Below are 25914 nucleotides of genomic sequence, written 5' to 3'. Positions count from 1 at the left end.
GGAGCAAGCTGATGTTACCGGATCGAACGGGGTTTATCGTATGGGTGAGCGATTTGAAGGCGGCGAGGGCTTTGGAGAGGTTCGGGACCGTTCACTTCATGTCACGCAAGCTTCATTATGTCGTGCTGTATATGAATGCCGACAAGACGGAGGAATCCTTGAAGCAGATGAGCCGTTTGTCCTTCGTGCGGAAGGTAGAGCGTTCCTACCGTACCGAGATTCCAACGGAGTACAGCAAGGAGAACGAAGATAAAACAAGATTTTACAGCCTGTAATTTGGGAATACGGCAGAAGTAACCGCTTCTTGGCGCATTATTAGCGCTGAGAGGCGGTTTTTTTATATGCTAATTTACATATTAAGCCATATATGGCCTGAGTTTATTTTATTGTTGAAAAATCGGACAATCATGGTAGAATGGTAATAAATAAATAGGATAAAAGCCCTGGTTCCTTGGAAGGAGTAGGTTGCGAGATGAAGGATAAAATGACGAGAAGATGGAGTACTTATGAGTCGTTTTATGTCGAACTTGGCGACAAAAAGGTGGTTGACGTCATAATTACCAACCATGCCAAAAGTCGCTGGCTAGATCGGATCGAGAGCGAGAAGACCGGATACGAAGATATTGCCGAGTATTTGTGGGAATGCTTGAAGAAGGGCCGGATCGAACCTTACTATCGCAATGAGCAGGACGTTTATTTAATTGACGAGGATCTCGTGTTTGTCGCGGAATTCGCGGATTCGCTTACGGAGATTGATCTGCTGGGCAATCCGCTGCATAAGATGATCATCGTCACCTTCCTGGGCAGAATGTCGGAGACCATTGAGCTTCGAGACCTAAAGTCTTATTATTCCTGGCTGAGGCATTCCAGAAGAATGACACTGGTGAAAAACAGCCGAAAACGCAAATGACGATTTACTTTTCAAAAAATAATCGGTACATAATACAAATATTGGAATAAGTGCGCGATCCTCAGGGTCGCGTTTCTTCATTTTCCCATATTCATGTCGCTTCCTTCATGGACTGTAGTATATAATAAGGCCAAAGAAAGGACGGATTGCAAATGGCGCTTAACTTTCATCAATTGCATATCTTTTATACGGTTGCAGAGCGCGGAAGCTTCTCCGCCGCAGCGCAAGCCCTTCATATGACTCAGCCGGCAGTTACGATGCAGGTACAATCGCTTGAGGATTATTTTGGGACGAAGCTGCTGCTTCGCTCTACAAAGAAAATAGATCTCACGGAAGCCGGAAGGGCGCTTTTGCCTTACGCCAAAAACAGCATCGATCTGATTCGGGACACGGATCAAGCGATGTCCACCTTTACCAAGCAATTGAAGGGCCGCTTGCAGCTCGGCTCCAGTCTGACGATTGGTGAATACGTGCTGCCTCGTCTGCTAGGGCCCTTCGGACAAGAGTACCCGCATATCTCCATTAGCATGAAAGTGATGAATACGGCTCAGATTATGGACGATATTCTGAACCATCAATTGAACTTCGGGCTAATCGAAGCGCCCGTCAATCATCCCGATATGCATATGGAAGCGGTCATGAGCGATGAGCTGATGCTTGTTGTGCCAAGCGGCCATCCATTGGCCGAGCACAAGTCGGTCACGCTGGATGAAGCGATGCAATATCCCTTTGTTCTTCGTGAGCAAGGCTCAGGCACTCGTCTCGTGATGGAAGAACAATTAAGGAAGAAGAAAATCGATCCAGCCTCTATGAAGCTCGTCATGGAGCTTGGCAGTACGGGAGCGGTGAAATCTGCGGTGGAAGCGGGGCTTGGCATCTCCTTCCTGTCGGCATCCTCGGTGAAGCATGAGGTTGCCTTGGGGCTGATCAAGGTCGTCAAAGTATCGGATACCAAATTCCAGCGGCATTTCTACTCCATCTATCTGAAGTCGGCCTTGCTCCCAATCTCCGCTGTCACGTTCTTGACATTCCTGAGAGAGAGGGATCTTCAACAATGGCTATAATCGGCAAAGCGGATCTGCATGCGCACACGACAGCGTCGGATGGCATGTATCCCCCCGCGGAAGTCGTCAGAAGAGCGAAGCTTGCTGGGTTGTCCGCCATTGCAATTACGGATCATGACACGATTGCCGGGGTACAAGAAGCAATTGCGGAGGGTCAGCGAGCAGGCATGACGGTCGTACCCGGGGTGGAGATCAGCACGGTTACGGGCAGTGCGGATATCCACGTATTGGCCTATTATCCCGATAACGCCGATCCTCTATGGCTGGAACGGCTGGCATGGATCGGAAGCGCACGCGACCGGCGCAATGAAGCGATCCTGCATAAGCTGCAGGAGCTTGGGATCGGTATTGCGATGGAAGATGTTCGCGAAGCTGCTGCCGGCAAAAAAGGAAGCATCGGGCGTCCGCATATCGCGGGGGCGTTAATCCGGAAGGGTGTCGTCCCCGATATGAAGGAGGCCTTTGCGCGTTATCTGGGCTCTGGTGCCGCGGCTTACGTGCAAGTACAGAGTGTCACAACTACCGAAGCGCTGCAATGGATTCGCGAGGCGGGAGGCGTAAGCGTGATTGCCCATCCGGGACTGTACGGGCGGGACGAGCTTCTGGAGCAATGGGTTCGGGAAGGTGCGCAAGGTATTGAAGCGTACCACTCCGACCATAGTGCGGAGGACGCGGACCGATACCGGGCGTTTGCGGCAAGTCATGAGCTTATCATCACGGGCGGCTCTGATTTTCACGGTGAACGGGAAGGCGAGAGCTACCATGGGCTGCTCGGGAGCAGCGGGGTAGAGCTTTTCGTTGTGGAGCAGCTTCGGCGAATGGCGGTGAGCCTGAGTTCTTCCAGTTGATCATCCTTCCTATGCTTAATGAATATTCAACCTTGTAAACCTACCTCAAAATCGCTTTATTTTCATGAATACGATTCCATTTTATAGAATTTGTTACATGATCCCATATATGAGTATGGATGTTAATGTAACAAACTTATATAAAAAATGGAGGGAAATTCATGCCGCGAGAGTTGGTCACAAGTATCAGATCGGAGAAAGCGCCGTTAAGTGGTCAAAAGCATCGTTCCAGCGGAAATTTCAGTACGGAGGTTCTTCCACCCGGAACAAAGCGATTACAATGGGAAGTGGAAGGCGGAGGAGTAGATCAGTATGACATTACCTTTGATGTGATGCGGGATGTATCAGCAGGTACGGACCCCACTGAACTGGATGATGTCATTAGCGGGAATACATCCAAGGTCATCTCGGCAAGATCGCTTTATATTGCCAATCCAAGTGGTGCTCAGGCTTCTTTCCTGGTAAAAGTGTACGCTATCTCTTAAGGAATACTGAGTTCACCATACATCATACACCCCCTGGAACTTCAAGGATTAGGCTTGTCAGCCGATCAATGATGATTCCAGGGGGTGTTCATTATGGGGCCAACATTTATTTCACTACGAATGGTAAAGCTTTGAGACGACTGGTGTCAGGCGTGATGAACAGCGTCTTCTGATGGTCATATATAACAAAGCCTGGCTTCGCTCCGCTTGGCTTCCGAACATGCCGGATGAAGGTATAGTCAACCGGAACCATGCTGGAATCCTTGGCTTGGCTGTAATGAGCGGCAAGCATTGCCGCTTCCTCCAGCGTAGCATCCCCGAAGTCTCCTCCCCGGATGACGACATGGGAGCCCGGTATATCCTTAGTATGCAGCCATGTATCCGTTGGAGAAGCCAGCCGGTTAGTCAAATATTCGTTTTGCATATTGTTTTTCCCGACGTAGATCGGGACGTTCTCCGAGGAAGTGTAGCAGAGCAGGGACGGGTGCTGCGCTTTCTTGCGCTTCGGCCCCCTTGTCTTGCGTTCCCGGAGATAGCCTTGCTGAACCAGTTCTTCTCGAATCTCTTCAATGTCGGCCAGCGCGGCGTCATTCAACTGCTGGATCAGCGTCTCGAAGTAAGCAATCTCGCCTTTCGCCAATTCCATCTGCTGTGCTACGACCGTCAGACTGTTGCGGTACTTCGTATATCGCCGGAAGTAGCGCTGGGCGTTCTCCGATGGCGTCAGCTGTGGGTCCAGCCCGATTTTGACCGTAGCCTGATCCTCATCATAAAAGTTGACCAGCTCGATGGATTCGTCACCGCGATTGAATTGATGCATATAAGCGGTTAGAAGCTCGCCAAGCACTCTGTACTTTTCGGCGTCTTTCGCTTCCTCCAAGGCTTCTTCCAGCTTTTTGATTTTGGTCGTATTTTTGCTCTTTTCGTTCTGGACGAAGCGGATCAGGTCTGCTGCACGCTGCTTCACGGTATCGCGCTCGGCCTTATCGCCATAGAAGGCCTCCAGACATTCGCTGATGGAGCCGAAGGAAACGCTTGTCCCATGGATATGATCAAGCTGTGTCACAGAGAAGCTGGATTTGCCGCTGGCTGTATTCGTGACGATAACTGGCTCATATCTATTCTCGCGGAAGGCGTTCATCAATGCAGCGAAGCTGCTCCAAAGCGCGGGAATCGCGGCAGCCTCTTCGGTGCTTGCTTGGGCTCTATAGACGATTTCCTTTGCCAGCAGCGGGCTGAGTCCGCTGAAGGCACCGACGAGCGACTGGTGGAGCGGGATGGGCGCTTCTTCAACAGGCTTGGTCAGCACTGCTCTGAACTGATCCTCGCCTGTGACGGCTAGCGGATCGCTCTTGCCTTGATCTGGCGGCGAGGTGTAGGCTACGCCCGGCATGACGATCCGATAGGAGCTGATCGCAGGGGTCACATGGTGAATGCCGTCATGGATGGCGCCGGTTGCCGTATCGATCAGGATGATGTTGCTGTGACGGCCCATGATCTCAATCACAATGGTTTTGAAATTCAGATCGCCAAGCTCGTCCCGTTGCCGGACATCGATATGGATGATGCGCTCTCGCCCGATCTGGCGAACAGCTTCAATAACGCCGCCTTCACAATGCTTGCGCATAAGCATGCAGAACATCGGTGCTTCCAGCGGATTGACGTAAGTAGCCGTGGTAAAGTGCGTTCTTGGATACGTAGGGTTCGCGGACAGCAGAAGCTTCGAATTAAGTCCGCCTCCGCGTATAGCCAATACGAGGTCATGCTCGGTTGGCTGATGGATTTTATGAATGCGCGCGCCGACGCAGCGCTGTAGTTCTGCGGCGACCGCTCCGACGACCATGCCGTCTAATGCCATAATTAGTGTACCTCTCTTTTGCAGTATGACTCTATCATGCCATATTCGGGACAAAAACTTAAGCCTCTCTGGGATATTTTATAGGCTGTCCGAATACATTTAGCGTAAGTATGGGCTGTCCGCTGGAACGGCAACCAACGGGAGGGAATCATGGGATGGAACAATTGAAATGGCATCAGATGGGGACAAGCGAGCTTCTTGAGACGCTCGGCAGTTCGCAAGAAAACGGACTTAAGCCGTCCGCAGCTGCGGAGAGGCTCGAAAAGCACGGACACAATGAGCTGTCTGAAGGAGAGCGAATCTCGCCGATTGTGCTTTTCCTGAATCAGTTCAAAGATTTCATGGTGCTCATTCTGATGGGCGCCACCTTAATATCGGGATTGCTTGGCGAATACCTGGACGCGATTACGATTGTGGCTATTATCGTGCTGAATGCAGTCCTTGGCTTTATGCAGGAATTCCGGGCTGAGCGTTCGCTCCGGGCGCTTAAGGAGCTATCGGCCCCTTCGGCCAAGGTAATGCGGGGCGGTGAGCTGGTTACCGTCGCCGCCAAAGATCTGGTGAACGGGGATATCGTTTATCTCGAAAGCGGGGACCGCGTGCCTGCCGACCTCCGATTTATCGAGGCCAACAGCTGCTACATAGAGGAATCGGCCTTAACGGGCGAATCCGTTCCTGTCGGGAAGCATGCCGCGGTCATTGGGGATGAAGAGCTGCCGCTTGGCGACCAGCGGAATATCGGCTTTATGGGAACGATGGTTACGCGCGGGACAGCAAGGGGGGTCGTCATCCGGACGGGCATGGCGACGGAGATGGGCAAGATTGCCGGTCTGATTCAAGAGACGGAGTCGATGGAGACGCCGTTGCAGCATCGGCTGGAACAGCTCGGCAAGCTGCTCATTGTTGTAGCGATCGGCTTGACGGTCATGGTTGTAGTGGCTGGCATCCTGCATGGCCAGCCGGCATATGGCATGTTCCTCGCTGGCGTAAGCCTCGCGGTGGCGGCTATACCAGAAGGCTTGCCTGCGATCGTGACGATTGCGCTGGCGCTCGGCGTCCAGCGGATGATCAAGCGCAAGGCTATCGTCCGCAAGCTTCCTTCCGTAGAGACACTCGGCTGCGCTTCCGTCATCTGCTCGGACAAAACAGGAACACTGACGCAGAATAAGATGACGGTCACCCATGTCTGGGTCGGCGGCCGCAAGCTGGAGGTTAGCGGTGAGGGCTACGATCCGACGGGCGCTATCTATGAAGACGGCAAGGCGCTTGACTTGAAAAACGACCAGTCGATCAAGCGGCTGTTGCAAATTAGCGCGCTCTGCAATAACGCTTTGCTGGTCAGGTCGGAGCCGGAGGAGCCGAAGCGCCGCAAAAGCAAGGAGCCGCAGCAGGAGTGGACGCTGAAAGGCGATCCGACGGAAGGCGCGCTTGCGGTGCTGGCAACCAAGCTGGGCTCATCGGCCAAGTCGCTGGAGGCGCTCTATCAGCGGGTCAAGGAGTTTCCGTTTGATTCGGAGCGGAAGCGGATGTCGGTGCTGCTTTCCCATCAAGGCGGCCGCTTGCTCTGCACAAAAGGTGCGCCGGATATGCTAATGGAGCAATGTGCTTATGTCCTATGGGACGGCAAGGTTGTTCCATTCACCAATACGCTGAAGCGAAAATGCGCGGAGGCGGGAGAAGTGATGGCACAGTCCGCGCTTCGCGTATTAGGCTTTGCTTATCGGGATTTGCGGTCAACGGAGAGATGCGAGACAGAAGAGGAAGCGGAGAACAATCTGATCTTCGTAGGGCTGGCCGGCATGATCGATCCGCCGCGCCGCGAAGTAAAGGATGCCATTGCGACCTGCCGCAGAGCGGGCATCAAGACGGTCATGATTACGGGAGACCACCAGTTGACGGCGGAAGCGATCGCCAGCCAACTGGGCATCATGCCACGCGGCGGCATTGCCATGAGCGGAAGACAGCTGGAGGCGATGGACGACGAGCAGCTCGATCGGCTGGTTGACAATACGTATGTCTTTGCCCGAGTATCCCCGGAGCACAAGCTTCGTATCGTCAAGGCGATGCAGCGCAAAGGGCATGTGGTGGCGATGACGGGCGACGGAGTCAACGACGCGCCTGCGATCAAGGCCGCGGATATCGGCATCTCCATGGGCATTACGGGAACCGACGTATCGAAGGAGGCTTCCGCTCTTATTCTGAGCGACGATAACTTCTCAACCATTGTAGCGGCGATTGAAGAGGGCAGGGGCATCTATGAGAACATTCGCAAGTTCATTCGATATCTGCTTGCATCCAACGTTGGCGAGATATTGGTCATGTTCCTCGCCATGATGGCGGGGCTGCCGCTTCCGCTCGTACCGATTCAAATTTTGTGGGTGAACTTGGTCACAGACGGCCTGCCGGCGATGGCGCTGGGCGTCGATCAGGCGGAGAAGGATCTGATGCAGCAGAAGCCGCGCTCTGCCAAAGAGAATATTTTTGCCCGCAGGCTGGGTTGGAAAATTATTAGCAGGGGCGTCCTGATCGGCATCTGTACGCTTGGCGCCTTCTGGATTACGCTGCGAGAGGGTGCTGGCACGGCCGACGGATTGATGAAGGCCCAGACTGTCGCGTTTGCGACACTCGTCATGGCGCAGCTTATCCACGTATTCGATTGCCGCAGCTCGCGCTCGATCTTCCATCGCAATCCGTTCCAGAACAAATATTTGGTGCTGGCGGTTCTTTCATCGCTGCTGCTTATGATCGGCGTTCTATATATTGAAGCGCTGCAGCCGATCTTCAAGACGGTACCGATCGGATTCCGCGAATGGTGTCTGGTATTTGTCGCGGCGGGAATTCCGACCTTCGTGATGGGCATTGGCAGCGTGCTCGGCAAATCCGGTAAAACCAAAACCAATTCCAAATGGCCGCTAGGTCCTCAGACGGCTGCCAGATAACGCGGAAAAGTACAAATGTTGATGCAAATTATGAATAGCGTTTCTTTCTCCTTTACGGTATGCTAATAGGAATGATGATAGATTAGCATACATTGGCCTACAAGGAGAGATCGATAGATGAACTTCACGAAAATGCACGGTCTTGGCAATGACTTTATCGTCGTATCGGGAGAGCAGGCGCTGCCGGACAACGCAGCGCAGCTTGCGGAATCGCTCTGCAACCGTTTCTTCGGTATCGGCGCTGACGGACTTGTCTATATTCTACCTTCGGAGAAGGCGGACTTCCGCATGCGGATTATCAATTCCGACGGTTCCGAAGCGGAGCAATGCGGCAACGCGATTCGCTGCGTGGCGAAATACGTCTATGACAATGGCCTAACTAATCAGGAAGAGATTACGGTCGAGACGCTTGGAGCTGGCGTGCAAAAGGTACAGCTGACTATCGATGGCGGCAAAGTGCAAACGGTGCGCGTCGATATGGGCGAGCCGATTCTGGGCGGCCTGCAAGTGCCGACTACCGTAGATGCGGAACGCGTTATTGAGCATCCAATCGAAGTGGACGGCCGCGAGTTTGCCTTCACGGCTGTATCGATGGGCAATCCGCACTGCGTGATCTATGTGGATGACGCAGTCGGATTCGATCTGGAAACATGGGGTCCCAAGCTGGAGACACATCCCATGTTCCCGCGCAAGATCAATGTGGAATTCGTAACGGTCAATTCGCGTTCGCAAGCCGATATGCGGGTATGGGAGCGCGGTGCCGGACCGACGCTTGCTTGCGGCACCGGAGCATGCGCGACGCTTGTCGCATCCGTGCTTACAGGAGCAACAGACCGTACAGCGACGATCTCCCTGAAGGGCGGAGATTTGCTGATCGAATGGAATGAGGAAGACAATCACGTCTATATGACAGGGCCTGCTGCGGAAGTATTCCGCGGCGGGTTGTAGGTGACGATTATGGGCGTGGAACAATTGAGAAGACCGGATCTGAGGGAAGCGCTGGCAGAGCGCATCCTGGTAGGCGACGGAGCCATGGGAACCTATCTCTATCAGATGGGGTTCCCTGTCGGCGTTTCATATGAGGAATTCAATACGCTCAAACCTGAAGTCATCGAGAGCGTGCACCGTCATTATTATGAAGCGGGCGCAAGGCTGATCGAGACGAACACATACTCCGCCAACCTGGAGAAGCTGTCAAGGCACGGGCTGGAGGGCGAGATGGAAGCCATTAACCGCGCAGGCGTGCGGATTGCCCGCTCAGCCGTTGGCGCGGATGCCTATGTAGTGGGCTCTGTGGGCTCGATCCGTGACGGCAAGCTGAAGAACTTGCGGACGAAGCGCGTCATCGACGCCTACGAGAAGCAGATGAAGGTATTGGTCGAGGAAGGCGTCGACGGGCTGTTGCTTGAGACGTTTTATGATCTGGAAGAGATGAAGCTGGCGGTTCGGATCGCACGCGAGCTTACGGATATTCCGATCATTTGCCAATTCGCTGTTGAAGATTCAGGACGTACGGCGGACGGCGTTGCGCTGGCGGATGCATTCAGCCAGCTTCAGGCGCTGGGGGCCGATGTAGTCGGCTTCAACTGCCGCAGCGGCCCTAACGGCATTATGCGTTCGATGGATTCTATCAACGCGTCAGTAGCATTGCCGTTCTCCGTATACCCGAATGCCGGTATCCCGGATTATGTAGACGGCAAATATACGTATTCCGCCGGGCCGGATTACTTCGCGGAATGCGCCCGCAAGTTCGCGGATCGCGGCGCCCGCATTATCGGCGGCTGCTGCGGCACGACGCCGGAGCATGTTGCTGCAATGGCAGCTTCTCTTGAAAATTACGTACCTCAGCCGGGAGCGGCAGCCGCGGCCAAGCGCCAAGCGACACTAGTGCGCGAGAGCGCGCCGAAGCAGTCGGAGCAAGGGTCCTACGGGGACATTCACCAGCAGCCTTCTTTGGTAGATTTGGTGAAGGAGCGCCATACGGTGATCGTTGAGCTTGACCCGCCGCGCGATCTGGATATCCGCAAATTTATGGAGGGCGCTGCTGCGCTGAGAGATGCGAAGGCGGACGCCGTGACGATGGCGGACAACTCGCTTGCCGTTACGCGTATGAGCAACATTGCGCTTGCCGCTCTGCTGCAAGAGAAGATAGACATCCGTCCGCTTGTCCATATCGCTGCACGCGATCGCAATCTGATTGGCACGCAGTCGCATATGATGGGGCTGGACGCGCTTGGCATCGATCACGTTCTTGCCGTAACGGGCGACCCTGCTAGATTCGGAGATTTGCCGGATTCGAGCTCGGTCTACGATCTAACGTCCTTCGAGATGATCCGGATGATCAAGCAACTGAACGAAGGCGTAGCCTTCTCCGGCAAACCGCTCAAGCAGAAAGCGAAGTTTGTCGTAGGCGCAGCGTTCAACCCGAATGTCAAACATCTGGACAAGGCAGTTCAGCGGCTGGAGCGGAAGATCGCTTCCGGAGCGGATTACATTATGACGCAGCCAGTTTACGATACAGGGCTGATCGAGCGAATTGCGGAATCGACCAAGCATCTCAGCGTCCCTGTTTTCATCGGCATTATGCCGCTTGCGAACGGACGGAACGCGGAATATCTGCATAACGAGGTTCCAGGCATTCAGCTGTCGGACGACGTCCGTGCCCGCATGACCGGATTGGAAGGTCCAGCAGGCCGAGCGGAAGGCGTACAGATCGCGAAGGAGCTGCTGGATTGCGCGCTTCAGCACTTTAACGGAATCTATCTGATTACGCCATTTATGTTCTATGACATGGCTGTACAGCTGACTCAATACGTGTGGGAAAAAACAAAACGCTAGCTTCTGATCATCCGAAATATGGATGTCACCTAACTTTTGCTTGTTCCAAGGGAAGAAATCAATTAGAATAAGGCATAAGTTGGAGCGGACGGCAGTCGAAGTACGTATGCTCATTCATTTTTTCGTCAACAATAGAGCAATGGTCTGTCGTTTTTTGGGAATCGGCACCTATCATTGCGCATAGAAGGACCGTAGGCGGAGGGGGACCTGGCTTGGCTATTAAGCTCATTAATATCGGATTCGGGAATATTGTATCTGCGAATCGCATTATCTCGATCGTGAGCCCGGAATCGGCTCCGATCAAGCGCATCATTCAAGAAGCACGGGATCGCCACATGCTGATCGACGCGACATACGGCCGCCGGACTCGCGCGGTTATCATTACCGACAGCGATCATGTGATCTTATCTGCGGTTCAACCGGAGACGGTTGCCCATCGATTATCCACCAAGGATGACGATAACGACGAATAGTACGGGGAGTATGGAACAAATGGGATTGTTAATTGTTTTGTCCGGTCCTGCCGGAGTGGGAAAAGGAACCGTATGCACTGCGCTTCGCGCAAGAATGCCGGAGATTGTGTATTCCGTATCGGCCACAACCAGGCAACCGAGACAGGGCGAGGTTGAAGGCGTTAATTACTTTTTTAAAACGAGAGAGCAGTTCCAGGATATGATCGCGCGCGACGCGCTGCTCGAACACGCAGAATACGTGGGCAACTATTACGGGACTCCTCGTGATTTTGTCGACCGTACGCTTGCGGGGGGCAAGGATGTCATTCTCGAGATCGAAGTGCAAGGCGCGCTCAAGGTGAAGAAAAACTTCCCGGAGGCGATCTTTATCTTTCTGCTGCCGCCGTCGCTGGATGAGCTTAAGCAGCGGATTACGGGACGCGGTACGGAAACGCAGGATATCATCGATACCCGCATGAATGTCGCCGTCGAGGAAATGAATCTCCTTAGCCATTATGATTATGCCGTTATTAATGATGAGATAGATGCGGCTTGCGATCGGATTCGCAGTATTGTGATTGCCGAGCATTGCCGCAGGGAACACTTCATGCCTTATGTAATGGGAATGAAGACCACAATTGAGAAAGCCTGAGTGAGGAGAATGTCTAATGTTGTATCCATCCATTGACGAAATGGTGAAGAAGGTAGACAGCAAATACACGCTTGTCGTAGCCGCTTCCAGAAGGGCGCGTATGCTGCGCAACGGAGAGAAGTCCGAACTGGTGAATCCCCGCTCGCATAAGTATGTCGGCGTAGCCCTTGAAGAAATTTACGGCGACGTGATTCAAGTGGAATCGCTTGGAGCGAAAGACGAATAGCACGGCAGATTGATCAAAGCATGAGGTGTGAACTGGAGACAGGGATACACCTCTTTTTTTGTCTGGACAGTCATATAGGTATGGGGATAAGTACTGTGAGAGATGAATAACATGTTGGGGGGATCGGGCGTGGGAGGAATCATATTCGTAGTTATTTTATCTGTTTTGTTTTTACTGATTTTGAGTTTGGTGATTCGCAGTGCAATCGACAATTCTAATGTGTCGCAGAAAATGGATATTCTGATCGCAGAGATCAAGGAACTTCGGAAAGAGGTTCAAGAGGATAAAAAACATATTATGGATAAACGAGTGTAGGAAACGAAACGCCAGGTGCGGAATTTGTTCGATAGGAGTTAATAGCGATGATTAGACATTGGACTAATATGTTTGTGGCCGTTGCGCCGGACTGTCCGGTTGAGACGGGAGTTGTGCCGGTATCGAAGCGGGAGAGCAAGCCGGCGCATGTGATTCAGTATGAGTTATTGTCCGCTCAGCCCTATCAATTTACTTTCGAGGAGCAGTTGTTCGAGGTGTATCTCAAGCATAAGGGCTTTGATCCGGATATGCCTGAGGCTGAACGCTCCCGCTTGCGGGATGAGCTGCTGGCGAAGAGCCATCCTTGCATGAGAGCTTCCCAGCTGCCGAAGAAGTACGGCTGGGGCGTCCATTACAATGATGAAGGCAGGATTGCGATCTACGGGATGGAGACGGAAGCCTACCAGGAGTTGCTGGACGCGGCTAAGAACAATGACAATATGGAGCTTCAGACTGCTGTCAGAAGCAGCAGAAAGACGCAGTAGGTTTATAAAATGCAATCGCGGTGTAAAGATTCTAATCATCTAGGCTAGAGTAATAGACGAATAGCGCTGTGAGATTACGGACGGAACGTACGTACCTATGAAATAACGGAATAGACGGATCATATTATTTCTGTCAGGGAGGCGGCGGTCCAATGTCTGACGAGAAACGCGATATCCAGGAGCTGAAGCAGCAGATCCATACTCTGGAGAAGCAAGTTCAATCCTTGAAGAATATGAACAGGGGACGTTCTTCTGTCCTGAATTTCTTCATAGCTTTTGTTATTGTCTTAGTTGTTGTTTTTTTATCTATCGGGGTCATTCAATACATGATCCAATAGCAAAAAGTGATTGCCGGTTGCCGATGCGCAGTGTCTAGTTTTTGGCACGCATTATGATATGATAAGGGGAGAATGCAGCTCTTGCGCTGTTGCTCGGCCGATCTGAATAATCGCATAATGCAACGCAAAACATCTAGTCCCATACAAGTGCATCCGTTATATTACACCTAACAGAAGCAGCAGATGATGATGCCAGTTTTGTTTCACAAAACGTTTGGTCCTAAGCTTATTTAATCTGTTTTGTCCCGCAAAACGTAAAGTTTGGACTTGCGAAGTCAGTTTTGTTTCACAAAACGTTTAGGAGGAGTTTATCATGGAGCAATTGCGTTATCCCAATGGCAAATTTTTGTTCGAGGGCATGTCGGCGGTACAGATGGAGAAGTGGATTAGCGAGGTGGAGAAGCTGCCCGGCGAGCTGAGAGCAGCAATCGAAGGGTTGGACGATGAGCAGCTCGATACGCATTACCGCACAGGAGGCTGGACAGTCCGGCAAGTTGTGCATCATCTTGCGGATGCCAGCATGAACATGTTCTCCAGGTTCAAGCTCGCATTGACGGAATCCAATCCGACGATTAAGCCGTTTGATGAGGATCGATGGGTGAATACGGCGGATTCCCTGCGTGCAGCACCGGATTCAAGCTTGCTTATTATTGACGGGCTGCATACGAGAACCTCGCAGTTGCTGCGATCGTTGGAGCGAGCTGATTTTGAGAAGCAATTTTATCATCCCGAGAAGGGCAGCCAGATGAAATTATCCTTCTTGCTTGCCTATATGGCTTGGCACGGCAGCCATCATGTCGCTCATATTATGAGCTTAAGAGAACGAATGGAATGGTAAGCGCTATCCGCCTTGCAGAAGGCGGATGTTTGATGAATAGGAGTTGGCAGCATGATAGCAGGAAAACGAATTATATTAGGCATTACCGGAGGCATCGCCGCCTATAAAGGCGCCGCGCTATGCAGCAAGCTGGTTCAGGCCGGGGCGAGTGTGCATGTTATTATGACGAAGTCCGCTGCTGAGTTTGTTACGCCGCTGACGCTGCAAACCTTGTCGCGCAATCCGGTTCATATCGATACATTCGACGAGCGCAATCCGGAGGTTGTCACGCATATACATTTGGCTGATCATGCGGATCTGATCGTGATTGCGCCTGCCACAGCGAATTTCATGGCGAAGCTTGCTAACGGACATGCGGACGATATGCTGGGCACAACGCTGCTTGCGGCGACTTGTCCGATCCTGGTTGCACCAGCTATGAACGTGCATATGTATGAGCATCCTGCAGTCGTAGACAACATGGAGCGGCTGGCTGCGCGCGGCGTCATGTTTGTGGAGCCTGGAACAGGCCAGCTGGCTTGTGGATATGTAGCAAAGGGAAGATTAGCCGAACCGGAAGATATCGTGACGGCTGTCGGCGCTTGGTTCTCGCAGAACCAAAAGCTGAAAGGGAAAAAAGTGGTCGTGACGGCAGGAGGCACAATGGAGCGGCTGGATCCCGTTCGTTACTTGACGAACGATTCCTCGGGCAAGATGGGCTTCGCGATTGCCGAAGCCGCCCGATTGATGGGCGCTGACGTGACGCTAATCGCCGGTCGTACGACAGAGCAGCCGCCACAGGGCGTTAAGGTGGTGCGGACGCAATCTGCAGCGCAAATGCTAGAAGCAGTTACGGCACAATTCCAAGAGGCGGATATCGTAGTGAAGGCGGCAGCTGTTGCGGACTACAGACCCGTCTTGGTTCATGAGCAGAAGCTGAAGAAAACGGGAGAGCGGCTGGTGCTCGAGCTAGAGCGCACAACCGATATTCTGGCGACGATCGGCGAGCAAAAAACGCATCAGTTTCTGGTTGGCTTTGCCGCGGAGACAGAGAATCTGGAACAATACGCCATGGATAAGCTGCGCAGGAAGCATTGCGATTTGATTATAGCGAACGATGTCAGCCGGGAAGGCGTCGGCTTTAACGGCGACACGAACGCAGTTGAAGTATACGGACCGGAGGGGCTGGTTGAGTCTTTGCCTCTTATGTCCAAGCGGGCGACAGCGGTCAGGCTATTGGAGCTGATCAGTGAACGGATCGTTGCAGGCGGTGGAAGCCGGTTATGATCGCCAAAGTCATTGTTGACGTGCCGAGCCGCCAGACGGATCGGCCGTTTGATTATGAGGTGCCTATGGAGATGCAGCCATGGATCGAAGTGGGCAGCCGAGTAGGGGTTCCCTTCGGCGGACGTGTGCTGCAAGGATTTGTCATAGACATAGCGGAATCTGCTTCGGTAGATTGGTCTCGCTTGAAGCCGCTCGCAGAGCTGCTGGATGCCGTTCCGCCTCTGCTGCCGGACATGATTGAGCTATCCCGGTGGATGAGCGACAAATATTGCTGCTCGTGGACACAAGCGCTGCAAGCGATGATTCCGGCCGCATTGAAAGGCAAGGAAGAGAAGAAGATCGGTTTGGCGGAGCCGTCAGATGCCGGCATGCTGCCCGATGAGCTTGTAGAATGGATCGGAAAGAGCGACGGCCTCGTGAAGCTGGACGCTCTTCTTGCTCGTTTCCCGGAGCATACGGCTTCTGTGAAGCAAGCGCTCAGCGACGGGACGCTGCTCCAGCAATCTTCTATTAAAGACAGGCTCTCAGTCAAAAAGGTGCTGACGGTGTTCCTGCCGGAATCCAGACACGGCTTGGAGAAGGCGCTAGAGTTGGTTCCTGCACGCGCGGCCAAGCAGCGCGAGGCGTTAGCCTTCATGTATGAGCATGGCGAGGCGATGCCGCTGCAGGATATGGTTCAAGCGTCCGGCGCGTCGGCGGCAAGCATTAAGGCGCTGGTCGAGAAAGAGTTGCTTGAGCTACGCGAGGTGGAGAGCGGCCGAGACCCGTACGCGGATCGGAACTTCAACCGCACAAAGCCGCTGCCGCTTACTGATGGGCAGCAAGCCGTGTTCACCCGCGTCATAGGCGCGCTGGATGAAGGTGAAGGCCGAACGATGCTGCTGCATGGCGTAACGGGAAGCGGCAAGACCGAGGTCTATCTGCAATCGATCCAATATTGTCTGGAGCAGGGGCGGCAAGCGATTGTGCTAGTGCCGGAAATCTCGCTGACACCCCAGATGGTGGAGCGTTTCAAGGGACGCTTCGGCGATGCCGTCGCCGTATTGCATAGCCGCTTGTCTAGCGGCGAGCGGTTCGACGAGTGGCGCAAAATTCGAAGCAAGCGGGCAGAAGTGGCTATCGGCGCAAGATCGGCGATATTTGCCCCGTTCGACCGTATTGGCCTCATTATTATTGATGAAGAGCATGAGTCATCCTATAAGCAGGAGGAAAGCCCCAAATACCACGCGCGCGATGTGGCCGTAAGGAGAGCGAAGCAGCACGGTGCGACCGTTATTCTGGGTTCGGCTACGCCTTCTATGGAGTCATTCGCGGCAGCAAGCAGGCCCGTAAGTCAGGCGGGAAGCGGTTCATCGGCGCTCTTGCCAATGCCGGAGCGGGTCGGAGGGCGTCCAATGCCTGAGGTCGAGGTCGTCGACATGCGCGAGGAGCTTCGCGGCGGGAACCGCTCCATGTTCAGCCGCAAGCTGCATGCCAAGCTTCAGGATAGGCTGGAGCGCGGCGAGCAGTCGGTGCTGCTGCTTAACCGCAGAGGCTATTCGACGTTCGTGATGTGCCGCTCATGCGGTCATACGGCGTCCTGCCCTCACTGTGACATCTCGCTTACCTATCATCAGAAAACGAGGGTGCTGCGCTGCCATTACTGCGGGCATGCGGAGCAGGCGCCTAAGGAATGCCCTGCCTGCAGCAGTGAGCATATTCGTTACTTCGGTACGGGCACTCAGCGGGTAGAGGAAGAGCTGGCCAAGCTGTTCCCCGGTATCCGGGTTATCCGGATGGATGTGGATACGACGACAGAGAAGCATGCGCATGAGAAATTGCTGAAGCGGTTCGGAGAGCGGCAAGCTGATGTGCTGCTCGGCACGCAAATGGTAGCCAAAGGGCTTGATTTCCCATATGTTACGTTAGTAGGCGTTATTGCGGCGGATACGTCGCTTCATCTTCCCGATTTCCGCGCAGCGGAGAAGACGTTCCAGCTGCTGACACAGGTTGCCGGAAGGGCGGGCAGGCATGAGCTGGAGGGCGAGGTGGTCATTCAGACCTATACGCCTGAGCATTATGCGATTATGACTGCGCAGCAGCATGACTATGCCGCCTTCATCGGCGAGGAGCTGCGGCACCGGTCGGTAATGGGGTATCCGCCGTACTGCCGGCTGGTGCTGGTGACGATGTCGCATGAACAGCTCCCGCTGCTGGTATCGGTAAGCAGCCGGTTTGCAGCCGAGCTGAAGGAGCTGGCCGAGCATGAGGGCTTGCTTGCTCCGCTTGGCAGCGGGCTTCCGAGGGCGCTCGAAGTGCTGGGCCCTGTCGCTTCTCCGATTGCGAGAATGAAAGATCGCTACCGCTTTCAATGTGTGATAAAATATCGTGGAAGCATCGACGTATCCGCGCTCGTCCGCCGCGCACTCCAGCCGTTTACGGAAGGATCGCCGCAGAAGAACGTGACGTTCAGCGTCGATGTAGATCCCCAGGTCATTTTATAAAAAATCGATAGATATTGAGTAAAGGAAGGGAACAACATGAGTATTCGTTTGATCGTGAAGGAACCGGATCCGGTATTGCGCGAAGTGGCCAAGGAGGTTACGAAGTTCAATGACAATCTGAAGAAGCTGTTGAAGGATATGGCGGAGACGATGTACGACGCACAAGGCGTCGGTCTTGCGGCGCCGCAGATTGGCATCTCCAAGCGAGTCATCGTCGTGGATGTAGGAGACGAGAACGGACTGGTCGAGATGGTCAATCCGGTTATCGTCGAGCAAGAAGGCGAGCAGCTGGGTCCGGAAGGCTGCCTGAGCATTCCGAACCTGAACGGCGAAGTGCGCCGGGCGGACCGTATCGTGGTGGAAGGGCAGAACGGCAGCGGCGAGAAGTTCACCGTCAATGCGAGCGGATACTTCGCGCGCGCGTTCCAGCATGAGATTGACCACCTGAACGGCATCCTGTTCACGGATTTGGCCGAGAGCGTCTACGATATTTCGGACCTACCGAGAAAAGGCGGCGAGTAATTGATGCGTATCGTATTTATGGGGACGCCGGATTTCGCCGTCCCTTCCTTGCAATTGCTGATTTCAGGCGGCTATGAAGTGGTCGCTGTCGTAACGCAACCGGATCGGCCGAAGGGCCGAAAAAAAACGTTGACGCCGCCCCCTGTCAAGGAAGCGGCGTTGTCATTTGGTATACCCGTATTGCAGCCTGAACGGATGAGGAATCCGGAGGCTGTTGCCGCATTGGCGGAATATAAGCCGGATTTGATCGTGACGGCCGCATACGGACAGATTCTGCCGAAAGCTGTACTGGAGCTGCCGCGGCTCGGCTGCATCAATGTGCATGGCTCATTGCTGCCGAAGTACCGGGGTGGAGCGCCGATCCAGCGCTCGATTATGAACGGGGAGCCTGAGACGGGCGTGACGATTATGTATATGGCGGAAGGACTGGATACGGGCGATATGATCAGCAGAGTCGCGCTTCCAATTCTGGACGAGGATACGTCGGGCACGATGTTCGAGAAGCTGAGCGCAGCTGGCGCTAAGCTGCTTGGAGAGACGCTGCCGTCTATTATGGACGGTTCGGCGAAGGCTGTGCCGCAAGTAGAAGCAGACGCTACATACGCCCCGAACTTGAGCCGCGAGGATGAGCGGCTTGATTGGAGCAAGCCGGCAAGAGCGCTGTTTAATCAGGTTAGAGGTTTGTCGCCGATGGCGGGAGCCTTTACATACTTGAACGGTGAAGTGTTCAAGGTTCGCGCATGCGAAGCCTTGCAGGAACGGAGCGGGAATGCGGAGCCGGGCGAGATCATAGCTGCCGATGCGGAGGGCATTGTCGTACAGACGGGTGAAGGCAGACTGCGGCTGAAGGAGATTCAGCCTGCAGGCAAACGAGTCATGGCTGTATCGGAGTGGATCAAGGGAGCGCGGATTGAACCGGGCACCAGATTCGGCGAAGGTGAGGAGCTATGAGCGGCGGCGATAATGGACGTCCGGCAGGCAAAGGCGGACAGGCTCCAAGCAGAACGCCACACGGCAGACGCCCACGCAATGGAGGGTGGAATGGAAATCAGCCGAAGACAGACGCACCGAAGCGCAAAGCTGTAACGCCTAGAGAGCTGGCGCTCAACATCTTGGTGAAGGTGGCGGAATCCGGTGCATACAGCAATATTCAGTTGAACCGGTCGCTGCAGGAATCCGGCCTGTCGAGGCAGGACGCGGGCCTTGCGACAGAGCTGGTGTACGGCACGATCAGCCGGCAGGCAACGCTGGATCACTGGCTGTCGAAGTTCGTGTCCAAAGGCCTTCACAAGCTGGACAAGTGGGTGCATCAGCTGTTGAGGATGAGCGCCTACCAATTGCTGTTCCTGGATCGAATTCCGACGCATGCAGCCGTGAATGAAGCGGTGGCTATCGCCAAACGAAGAGGGCATACAGGGATATCCGGCATGGTGAACGGCGTATTGCGCAGCATGGATCGGAGCCGCGGTGAGCTGGTCTTGTCCGCCATTCAGGAGAAGACGCCGGTGGCGACTATCGCGCTTAGACATTCTTATCCGGAATGGCTTGTGGCGAGATGGGTGGCGGCATACGGCGCCGAGACAGCCGAAGCGATATGCGCAGCGGGCAACGAGCAGCCGCATGCCAGCATTCGGGTGAATACGCTGCTTGCTGACCGGGAAGAACGGCTGCGGCAGCTTCAGGACAGCGGCTTACATGCGGAGCCTTCCGCCATCGCACCTTCGGGCATTGTGGTCTCAGGCGGGGGCAACCTGGCCGATACGGATAGTTTCCGGCAAGGCTTATGGTCCTTGCAGGATGAAAGCTCCATGCTCGTCGCAGAGGTCGTCGCCCCTAAGGCGGGAATGAAGGTGCTGGATTGCTGCGCTGCGCCTGGAGGCAAGAGCTCGCATATGGCTGAGCTTATGGATGGCAAAGGCAAGGTGTGGGCGAACGATCTTCATGCACATAAGCGGGAGCTGATCACGACGCAGACCGAGCGGCTGAAGCTGCGCAACGTGGAAGCGGTCGTCGGCGATGCGATGGCGTTGTCCGAGCGGTTCGCCGCAGAGTCGATGGACGCTGTCTTGCTGGATGCGCCTTGTTCTGGCTTCGGCGTTATCCGGAGAAAGCCCGAGATCAAGTGGACAAAGACGGAAGGCGATATCTCGGAGATTGCCGCGCTGCAGCGCCAGCTTCTGCATCGCGTAAGCGGGTTGGTCCGTCCTGGAGGAACGCTGGTTTATAGCACATGCACGATGGAGAAAGAGGAGAACGAGCGCCAGATTGAAGGTTTTCTGAAGGAGCATCCCGAATTCAGATTGGATGCGGACTGGCCGGATGCCATACTGTCCAATCTGCGGGATGCGGGTGTGATCGGAGATGATTTTGACGGTCAGTTGCAGCTGCTTCCACAGCATTTTGGCAGCGATGGGTTCTATATTGCGCGCATGGTGAAGGCACACTGACGCGGCTTCTGGCTGAGGTTGGGCGTTTGTGGTAGAATAAATCGACAACGGCCCTCAAGAAGCTTGAGTAGTCATAGATGAGGCCGTTCTACAATAAAATACAGGTGTGATGAGATGAAACCGATTATTTATGATTATACGCTGGACGGATTGAGAGATTGGATGAAGGAGAACGGCGAGCCTGCTTTCCGCGGGGACCAGCTGTTCGACTGGATCTATGTCAAGCGGGTGAAGAGCTTTGAGGAGATGACCAATCTGCCCAAGCCGCTTCGAGAGAAGCTAGACGAGCATTTCCAATTCGTCACGCTTACGGAAATTACAAAATTCGAATCCAAAGACGGAACCGTAAAATTCCTGTTTGGCTTGCATGACAATCATGCGATCGAGACGGTCATTATGCGGCACAATTACGGCAACAGCGTTTGTGTAACGACACAGGTCGGCTGCCGGATTGGCTGCACGTTCTGCGCTTCTACGCTTGGCGGGTTGAAACGCAATCTGACCGCTGGCGAAATTGTCGCTCAAGTCGTGACTGCCCAGCAGATGCTGGATGCGACCGGCGAGCGGGTATCGAGCATCGTCATCATGGGCTCGGGCGAGCCGTTTGAGAATTACGACGCCACGATGACATTCCTTCGGAACATGATTCACGAGAAGGGGCTGAACATCGGCCAGCGCCATATTACGGTATCGACGAGCGGCATCGTGCCAAGCATGTACAAATTCGCCGATGAGAATACGCAGATCAACCTGGCGTTGTCGATCCATGCGCCGAATGACAAGCTGCGGTCCAAGCTCATGCCGGTCAACAGAAGATTCCCGTTCGAAGATGTCATCGAGGCTTGCCACTACTATATTGCCAAGACGGGCAGAAGAATCACGTTCGAGTACGCGCTGATCGGCGGAGTCAATGATCAAGCCGAGCATGCGCAAGAGCTGGCTGATGTGCTGAAGGACATGTTGTGCCATGTCAACCTGATTCCAGTCAACCATGTGCCGGAGCGCAATTACGTTCGAACGCCGCGCGAGGATATCTTCGAATTCCAGCGTGTACTTGAGCGCAACAAGATCAACGTGACGATTCGCAGGGAGCAAGGCCATGATATCGCTGCCGCTTGCGGCCAATTGAGAGCGAAACATATGGAGTCCACGACGAGGTGATGAACCATTGTTAACGGCAAACCGCAGTAATGTCGGACGAGTCAGGCATGTCAACGAAGACCAGTCATGGGTTGGTCAACTGGATAACGGCGTAACGCTCGCTATCGTCGCTGACGGCATGGGCGGCCATCAGGCCGGCGATGTCGCCAGCGAAATGGCGGTTGGCGCTTTTCGCAGCGTGCTGGAGCAGCATGCCGCGAAGCCTGACTTAACGGAGCAGGAAGGGAAGATGCTGATCCGTCAAGCGATAAGCGAGGCGAACGAGACGATCTATGCCATGGCGGCCAGCAATGAACAATATCATAATATGGGCACGACCATTGTAGCTGCACTGGTGCATGCCAACAACGCCATTATCGGACATGTTGGCGACAGCAGGGCCTACAAGGTGACCAAGGATGCGATTCAGTTGCTTACGATGGATCATTCTTTGGTTAATGAGCTGGTGAAGTCCGGCCAGCTTACGGATGAAGAAGCCGCCAATCACCCGCGTCGCAACGTGCTGACCCGGGCCATCGGGACCGATCCGCAGGTAGAGATCGACGTCCAATCGCTGGCATGGTCTCCGGAGGACGTGCTGCTGTTATGCAGCGACGGGCTGACCAATATGGTTAGCGAACAAGAGATGCATGCTGTTGTTGCCAGCGAGGAGAAAGGGCTCGAAGGCAAGGCGGATCATCTCATAGGGCTGGCGCTCGAAGCAGGTGGGGACGACAATGTGACAGTCGTGCTCCTGCAGGAAGCTGCCGGTGCTAAGCGGGAGGAGGGCTCACTATGATCGGACATGATTTAGGCGGCCGTTATGAGATATTAACGAGAATCGGCGGCGGCGGAATGGCCCTTGTATACAAGGCCCACGATGTCTTGCTTAACCGGAATGTCGCCGTCAAGGTGCTGCGCCAGCAATTCGTGAATGACGAAGAGTTCATTCGCCGATTCCGCAGGGAAGCACAATCTGCAGCTGCCCTGTCCCATCCCAATGTCGTTAGTATCTATGATGTCGGGCAAGAGGAAGATACGCACTACATTGTGATGGAATACGTGGAAGGCAGCAACCTGAACGAAATCATTCAGGAGAGGGCGCCGCTGCAGGCTGAAGAGGCTGTCAGAGTCGCCGTTCAAATCTGCGATGCGCTGGATCATGCGCATCAGAATCATATTATACATCGTGATATTAAGCCTCATAACATACTTATTGGCAACAACGGACGGGTGAAGGTAACCGACTTCGGCATTGCCCGAGCGGTCACCTCTACGACGATTACTCAGACAGGCTCTGTGGTCGGATCTGTTCACTATTTTTCTCCTGAGCACGCGAAAGGCATCAATACGGGAGAGAAGTCCGACCTGTATTCGCTAGGGATCGTCTTGTACCAGATGCTGACGGGCAAGCTGCCGTTTCTGGGCGAAAGTCCGATCAGCGTAGCGCTGAAGCATCTGCAGGAGACGTTCGAGGATCCGCGTGAAGTCAATCCTCATATTCCGCAAAGTGTGGAAAACGTGATTTTGAAGGCCATGCGCAAAAATCCGAGCGAGCGGTACAATTCCGCTCACGAAATGCTGCTTGATCTGGATACCTGTCTGCGGCCGGATCGCCTGAATGAGCCGAAAGCTACGTTCTCTCATTTCAGCGACATGGAGGAGACGCGCGTCATGCCGGCTATTCGAGGGGGCGAGCTGTCTGTGACTAATCATTCTTATAACGATCGCAAGGAACCGAAGCCAAGCGCAACAGATACGAGTGTGAATTGGCAGGAAGAAGGCGAGCGTAAAGGAAAAGGGTGGAAAAAGCCGCTTATTGTCGTCGGCGTCACCTTGGCCCTGCTGGCGCTTATTATCATTGGCTTTATGTGGGTGCTTGATAAATTCGATACGGAAGAAGTCGAAGTGCCTTATGTGGTCGGTGATACGTTGGAGGTTGCTAGAGTCAAGCTTCAGGAAAAGGGCCTGCGCGTGGAAGACCCGGTATCAAGGGAGCCTAGCCGGGATGTGCCGAAGGACGAGGTTATGGAGCAAAGCAAGAGAGCGATGAGGGTCAAGGCGGGTACATCCATCGCATTGACCGTCAGCGACGGTCCGGAGCTGTCGACGTTAAGAAATTACGTCGGCCAGTCGATCAAGATCGTCAAAGAGGAATTAAATGCACTAGGTGTCACGGATGACCGCATCCGAATCAAGGAACAGAACAGCGAGGAAGCTGCCGATACGATCCTGGAGCAGACGCCTGCTAACGGAGAGCAATTCGATCCGGAAAAGGCGGAAATTTCATTCACAGTCAGCATCGGCCCCGAGACGGTCGAGATGATAGATCTGATCGATTACAAGCTTTCGGCCGCACGGCAATGGCTGAAGTCGATGGAGCTGGTGTTGAATGAAGACGATATCTCATATATCCCAAGCTATATTCATGCAAAGGATCATATTATTAGCGTAGACAATGCCGATCCGTCGGATAAAATACCGAAGGGCACCTCGATAAGGTTAACTGTAAGCTCAGGCATTCCGTCGGATTCCAAGAGCGGGTCCTATAATGTCACGATCTCGCCGGCCAGCTTGGATAAGCCGAGCGAAATCAGAATCGACTATTCGGATGCTCGCGGAGATGTGAAGGGCGAGACGCGTTCTATTAACGGAACGGTTACGATTCCGGTATCCTTGGTGCTGTCGCCGGATACGGTCGCTACGGTAACGGTATACCGTGACGGACATTTCGTAGATGCTGTCAATATCAATTACAATCAGCTGGAAGGATCGCCGGGGCTGAATATCCCGGGCGCTACTCCGCCTCCTGTTGAAACCAACAATCCTGAGGAACCGGCAAATGCGGAGGTAGACGAATTCAATGGCGAAAGCGAAGGAGAGCATTAAGACAGAGCAGGCCTCGGGCAGAATCGTCAAGGCGCTTAGCGGCTATTACTACGTCAGGGCTGAAGGGGATTCCCCTGATTCTCAGACTGTGCAATGCCGGGCGCGGGGTGTATTCAAGAAGCGGGGGCTGACGCCGCTTGTAGGCGACGAAGTGCGTTTCAGCTTGACGGAGAACGGGGAAGGAACAGTAGAGGAGCTGCTTCCCCGTTCCTCGGAGCTAATCCGTCCCCCGGTCGCCAATATCGACCTGGCTATTCTTGTTTTCTCTGTAACGGAGCCTGTCTTGAACTTGCAGCTGCTGGACAAGTTTCTTGTGCATATTGAACATGCGGGCATTCCAGCCGTCCTCTGCTTAAGCAAGCAGGATTTGGAGACGGAAGGCGGCTTTGCGGAGGAAGCGGCTTCGGCCGCTTCTGCCGTCAACCGCATCTACCGCAAGCTCGGCTACGAGGTATACGGGACAAGCTCCCGCAAAGGAGCCGGTATTCAGGAGCTGAAGGAACGGCTGAGAGGCCATCTCGCCGTATTCGCTGGACAGTCGGGCGTCGGCAAGTCCTCGCTCCTCAACGCCCTCGTGCCTGGTCTGACGCTGGAGACGAACGAAATCAGCAACCGCTTGGGACGTGGTAAGCATACGACCAGACATGTCGAGCTTATCAACGTGGCAGGCGGATATGTAGCAGATACGCCAGGCTTCAGCCAGTTGGACTTCGGCGAGCTTGGCATTGATGATTTAAGCTATTGCTTCATCGAGATGCGAGAGCTGTCGCCGGATTGCAAGTTCCGAGGCTGCACGCATGTCCATGAGCCGGGCTGCGCCGTGCTCGCTGCTTTGGAGGCGGGCGAAATCGAGCAAAGCCGATACGATCATTACGTTCTGTTCCTGACAGAGATGAAAGAGATGAAACGGAGGTACTGA

The 25914-nt window shown here is 54.0% G+C and carries 25 protein-coding genes; 24 read left to right on the top strand and 1 reads right to left on the bottom strand.

Going from position 1 to position 25914, the window contains the following annotated elements:
* The first annotated feature begins 11 nt into the window (after positions 1–11).
* The 5 genes from D3P07_RS00225 to D3P07_RS00205 all read left to right on the top strand — a co-directional run bounded on the left by D3P07_RS00225 (position 12) and on the right by D3P07_RS00205 (position 3307).
* The gene (locus tag D3P07_RS00225) at positions 12–275 is read left to right on the top strand and encodes a YlbG family protein (RefSeq protein WP_119798097.1); all 264 of its coding nucleotides are present in this window, start codon (positions 12–14) and stop codon (positions 273–275) included.
* A 197-nt stretch (positions 276–472) separates the two neighbouring features.
* Positions 473–910: a hypothetical protein gene (locus D3P07_RS00220; RefSeq protein WP_119798096.1), complete on the top strand. Its 438-nt coding sequence runs from the start codon at positions 473–475 to the stop codon at positions 908–910.
* A 152-nt stretch (positions 911–1062) separates the two neighbouring features.
* The gene (locus D3P07_RS00215; RefSeq protein ID WP_119798095.1) at positions 1063–1974 is read left to right on the top strand and encodes a selenium metabolism-associated LysR family transcriptional regulator; all 912 of its coding nucleotides are present in this window, start codon (positions 1063–1065) and stop codon (positions 1972–1974) included.
* A complete protein-coding gene (locus tag D3P07_RS00210) occupies positions 1965–2822 on the top strand; it encodes a PHP domain-containing protein (protein ID WP_119798094.1) in 858 nt (285 codons plus the stop codon). Before D3P07_RS00215 ends, D3P07_RS00210 begins: the two co-directional genes overlap by 10 nt.
* Positions 2823–2983: 161 nt before the next feature.
* Entirely contained in the window at positions 2984–3307 is a 324-nt protein-coding gene (locus D3P07_RS00205) for a DeoR family transcriptional regulator (protein ID WP_119798093.1), read from the top strand.
* Positions 3308–3413: 106 nt separating this feature from the next.
* Here the strand turns inward: D3P07_RS00205 and D3P07_RS00200 are convergent, their stop codons facing one another.
* Entirely contained in the window at positions 3414–5165 is a 1752-nt protein-coding gene (locus D3P07_RS00200; RefSeq protein ID WP_119798092.1) for an Rqc2 family fibronectin-binding protein, read from the bottom strand.
* Positions 5166–5320: 155 nt separating this feature from the next.
* Between D3P07_RS00200 and D3P07_RS00195 the strand changes: the two genes are divergently transcribed.
* From D3P07_RS00195 to rsgA, 19 genes are all read left to right on the top strand, one after another.
* Positions 5321–8104, top strand: coding sequence for a calcium-translocating P-type ATPase, SERCA-type (locus D3P07_RS00195; protein ID WP_119798091.1), 2784 nt, complete (start codon positions 5321–5323; stop codon positions 8102–8104).
* 117 nt (positions 8105–8221) lie between these two features.
* Positions 8222–9052 carry a diaminopimelate epimerase gene (gene dapF / locus D3P07_RS00190; RefSeq protein ID WP_119798090.1) on the top strand — a complete coding sequence of 277 codons (831 nt, stop codon included), beginning with the start codon at positions 8222–8224 and terminating at the stop codon, positions 9050–9052.
* Positions 9053–9061: 9 nt separating this feature from the next.
* On the top strand, positions 9062–10942 hold the full coding sequence (locus D3P07_RS00185) for a bifunctional homocysteine S-methyltransferase/methylenetetrahydrofolate reductase (protein ID WP_119798914.1): 1881 nt from the start codon (positions 9062–9064) through the stop codon (positions 10940–10942).
* 212 nt (positions 10943–11154) lie between these two features.
* Positions 11155–11415, top strand: coding sequence for an extracellular matrix/biofilm regulator RemA (remA, locus tag D3P07_RS00180; RefSeq protein WP_005548256.1), 261 nt, complete (start codon positions 11155–11157; stop codon positions 11413–11415).
* A gap of 19 nt (positions 11416–11434) precedes the next feature.
* Complete coding sequence (gene gmk, locus D3P07_RS00175; RefSeq protein ID WP_397334497.1) at positions 11435–12046, top strand: guanylate kinase; 612 nt, start codon at positions 11435–11437, stop codon at positions 12044–12046.
* 16 nt (positions 12047–12062) lie between these two features.
* The gene (gene rpoZ, locus D3P07_RS00170) at positions 12063–12272 is read left to right on the top strand and encodes a DNA-directed RNA polymerase subunit omega (protein ID WP_119798088.1); all 210 of its coding nucleotides are present in this window, start codon (positions 12063–12065) and stop codon (positions 12270–12272) included.
* A gap of 129 nt (positions 12273–12401) precedes the next feature.
* Positions 12402–12587: a hypothetical protein gene (locus D3P07_RS00165; protein WP_147384455.1), complete on the top strand. Its 186-nt coding sequence runs from the start codon at positions 12402–12404 to the stop codon at positions 12585–12587.
* A 47-nt stretch (positions 12588–12634) separates the two neighbouring features.
* Positions 12635–13072, top strand: a complete 438-nt coding sequence (locus tag D3P07_RS00160; protein WP_119798086.1) for a DUF6157 family protein — start codon at positions 12635–12637, stop codon at positions 13070–13072.
* Positions 13073–13224: 152 nt separating this feature from the next.
* The gene (locus D3P07_RS00155) at positions 13225–13410 is read left to right on the top strand and encodes a hypothetical protein (RefSeq protein WP_119798085.1); all 186 of its coding nucleotides are present in this window, start codon (positions 13225–13227) and stop codon (positions 13408–13410) included.
* A 313-nt stretch (positions 13411–13723) separates the two neighbouring features.
* Positions 13724–14248, top strand: a complete 525-nt coding sequence (locus D3P07_RS00150; protein ID WP_119798084.1) for a YfiT family bacillithiol transferase — start codon at positions 13724–13726, stop codon at positions 14246–14248.
* A gap of 51 nt (positions 14249–14299) precedes the next feature.
* Positions 14300–15514 carry a bifunctional phosphopantothenoylcysteine decarboxylase/phosphopantothenate--cysteine ligase CoaBC gene (coaBC, locus tag D3P07_RS00145; RefSeq protein WP_119798083.1) on the top strand — a complete coding sequence of 405 codons (1215 nt, stop codon included), beginning with the start codon at positions 14300–14302 and terminating at the stop codon, positions 15512–15514.
* The gene (gene priA, locus D3P07_RS00140) at positions 15511–17997 is read left to right on the top strand and encodes a primosomal protein N' (protein ID WP_119798082.1); all 2487 of its coding nucleotides are present in this window, start codon (positions 15511–15513) and stop codon (positions 17995–17997) included. Before coaBC ends, priA begins: the two co-directional genes overlap by 4 nt.
* Before the next feature lie 36 nt (positions 17998–18033).
* Positions 18034–18519, top strand: coding sequence for a peptide deformylase (gene def / locus D3P07_RS00135; RefSeq protein ID WP_119798081.1), 486 nt, complete (start codon positions 18034–18036; stop codon positions 18517–18519).
* A 3-nt stretch (positions 18520–18522) separates the two neighbouring features.
* Positions 18523–19470, top strand: a complete 948-nt coding sequence (fmt, locus tag D3P07_RS00130) for a methionyl-tRNA formyltransferase (protein ID WP_119798913.1) — start codon at positions 18523–18525, stop codon at positions 19468–19470.
* Positions 19467–20966: a 16S rRNA (cytosine(967)-C(5))-methyltransferase RsmB gene (rsmB, locus tag D3P07_RS00125; RefSeq protein WP_119798080.1), complete on the top strand. Its 1500-nt coding sequence runs from the start codon at positions 19467–19469 to the stop codon at positions 20964–20966. The genes fmt and rsmB overlap by 4 nt, the downstream gene beginning before the upstream one ends.
* A gap of 114 nt (positions 20967–21080) precedes the next feature.
* A complete protein-coding gene (gene rlmN / locus D3P07_RS00120) occupies positions 21081–22127 on the top strand; it encodes a dual-specificity RNA methyltransferase RlmN (RefSeq protein WP_119798079.1) in 1047 nt (348 codons plus the stop codon).
* A gap of 7 nt (positions 22128–22134) precedes the next feature.
* Positions 22135–22905 (top strand): Stp1/IreP family PP2C-type Ser/Thr phosphatase, encoded by a 771-nt coding sequence (locus tag D3P07_RS00115; RefSeq protein WP_119798078.1) that lies wholly within the window; start codon positions 22135–22137, stop codon positions 22903–22905.
* The gene (gene pknB / locus D3P07_RS00110; protein WP_119798077.1) at positions 22902–24995 is read left to right on the top strand and encodes a Stk1 family PASTA domain-containing Ser/Thr kinase; all 2094 of its coding nucleotides are present in this window, start codon (positions 22902–22904) and stop codon (positions 24993–24995) included. Before D3P07_RS00115 ends, pknB begins: the two co-directional genes overlap by 4 nt.
* The gene (gene rsgA / locus D3P07_RS00105) at positions 24970–25914 is read left to right on the top strand and encodes a ribosome small subunit-dependent GTPase A (protein WP_119798076.1); all 945 of its coding nucleotides are present in this window, start codon (positions 24970–24972) and stop codon (positions 25912–25914) included. Before pknB ends, rsgA begins: the two co-directional genes overlap by 26 nt.

The sequence above is a fragment of the Paenibacillus sp. 1011MAR3C5 genome (assembly GCF_003591485.1).
GTDB lineage: Bacteria > Bacillota > Bacilli > Paenibacillales > Paenibacillaceae > Pristimantibacillus.
This window is presented reverse-complemented; position numbering and strand designations above follow the sequence as displayed.

Bases quoted from the DNA above. Each gene is read 5' to 3' on its own strand.
- D3P07_RS00225 (WP_119798097.1), top strand. From the start codon at position 12: ATGTTACCGGATCGAACGGGGTTTATCGTATGGGTGAGCGATTTGAAG.
- D3P07_RS00220 (WP_119798096.1), top strand. From the start codon at position 473: ATGAAGGATAAAATGACGAGAAGATGGAGTACTTATGAGTCGTTTTAT.
- D3P07_RS00215 (WP_119798095.1), top strand. From the start codon at position 1,063: ATGGCGCTTAACTTTCATCAATTGCATATCTTTTATACGGTTGCAGAG.
- D3P07_RS00210 (WP_119798094.1), top strand. From the start codon at position 1,965: ATGGCTATAATCGGCAAAGCGGATCTGCATGCGCACACGACAGCGTCG.
- D3P07_RS00205 (WP_119798093.1), top strand. From the start codon at position 2,984: ATGCCGCGAGAGTTGGTCACAAGTATCAGATCGGAGAAAGCGCCGTTA.
- D3P07_RS00200 (WP_119798092.1), bottom strand. From the start codon at position 5,165: ATGGCATTAGACGGCATGGTCGTCGGAGCGGTCGCCGCAGAACTACAG.
- D3P07_RS00195 (WP_119798091.1), top strand. From the start codon at position 5,321: ATGGAACAATTGAAATGGCATCAGATGGGGACAAGCGAGCTTCTTGAG.
- dapF (WP_119798090.1), top strand. From the start codon at position 8,222: ATGAACTTCACGAAAATGCACGGTCTTGGCAATGACTTTATCGTCGTA.
- D3P07_RS00185 (WP_119798914.1), top strand. From the start codon at position 9,062: ATGGGCGTGGAACAATTGAGAAGACCGGATCTGAGGGAAGCGCTGGCA.
- gmk (WP_397334497.1), top strand. From the start codon at position 11,435: ATGGGATTGTTAATTGTTTTGTCCGGTCCTGCCGGAGTGGGAAAAGGA.
- rpoZ (WP_119798088.1), top strand. From the start codon at position 12,063: ATGTTGTATCCATCCATTGACGAAATGGTGAAGAAGGTAGACAGCAAA.
- D3P07_RS00160 (WP_119798086.1), top strand. From the start codon at position 12,635: ATGATTAGACATTGGACTAATATGTTTGTGGCCGTTGCGCCGGACTGT.
- D3P07_RS00155 (WP_119798085.1), top strand. From the start codon at position 13,225: ATGTCTGACGAGAAACGCGATATCCAGGAGCTGAAGCAGCAGATCCAT.
- D3P07_RS00150 (WP_119798084.1), top strand. From the start codon at position 13,724: ATGGAGCAATTGCGTTATCCCAATGGCAAATTTTTGTTCGAGGGCATG.
- coaBC (WP_119798083.1), top strand. From the start codon at position 14,300: ATGATAGCAGGAAAACGAATTATATTAGGCATTACCGGAGGCATCGCC.
- priA (WP_119798082.1), top strand. From the start codon at position 15,511: ATGATCGCCAAAGTCATTGTTGACGTGCCGAGCCGCCAGACGGATCGG.
- def (WP_119798081.1), top strand. From the start codon at position 18,034: ATGAGTATTCGTTTGATCGTGAAGGAACCGGATCCGGTATTGCGCGAA.
- fmt (WP_119798913.1), top strand. From the start codon at position 18,523: ATGCGTATCGTATTTATGGGGACGCCGGATTTCGCCGTCCCTTCCTTG.
- rsmB (WP_119798080.1), top strand. From the start codon at position 19,467: ATGAGCGGCGGCGATAATGGACGTCCGGCAGGCAAAGGCGGACAGGCT.
- rlmN (WP_119798079.1), top strand. From the start codon at position 21,081: ATGAAACCGATTATTTATGATTATACGCTGGACGGATTGAGAGATTGG.
- pknB (WP_119798077.1), top strand. From the start codon at position 22,902: ATGATCGGACATGATTTAGGCGGCCGTTATGAGATATTAACGAGAATC.
- rsgA (WP_119798076.1), top strand. From the start codon at position 24,970: ATGGCGAAAGCGAAGGAGAGCATTAAGACAGAGCAGGCCTCGGGCAGA.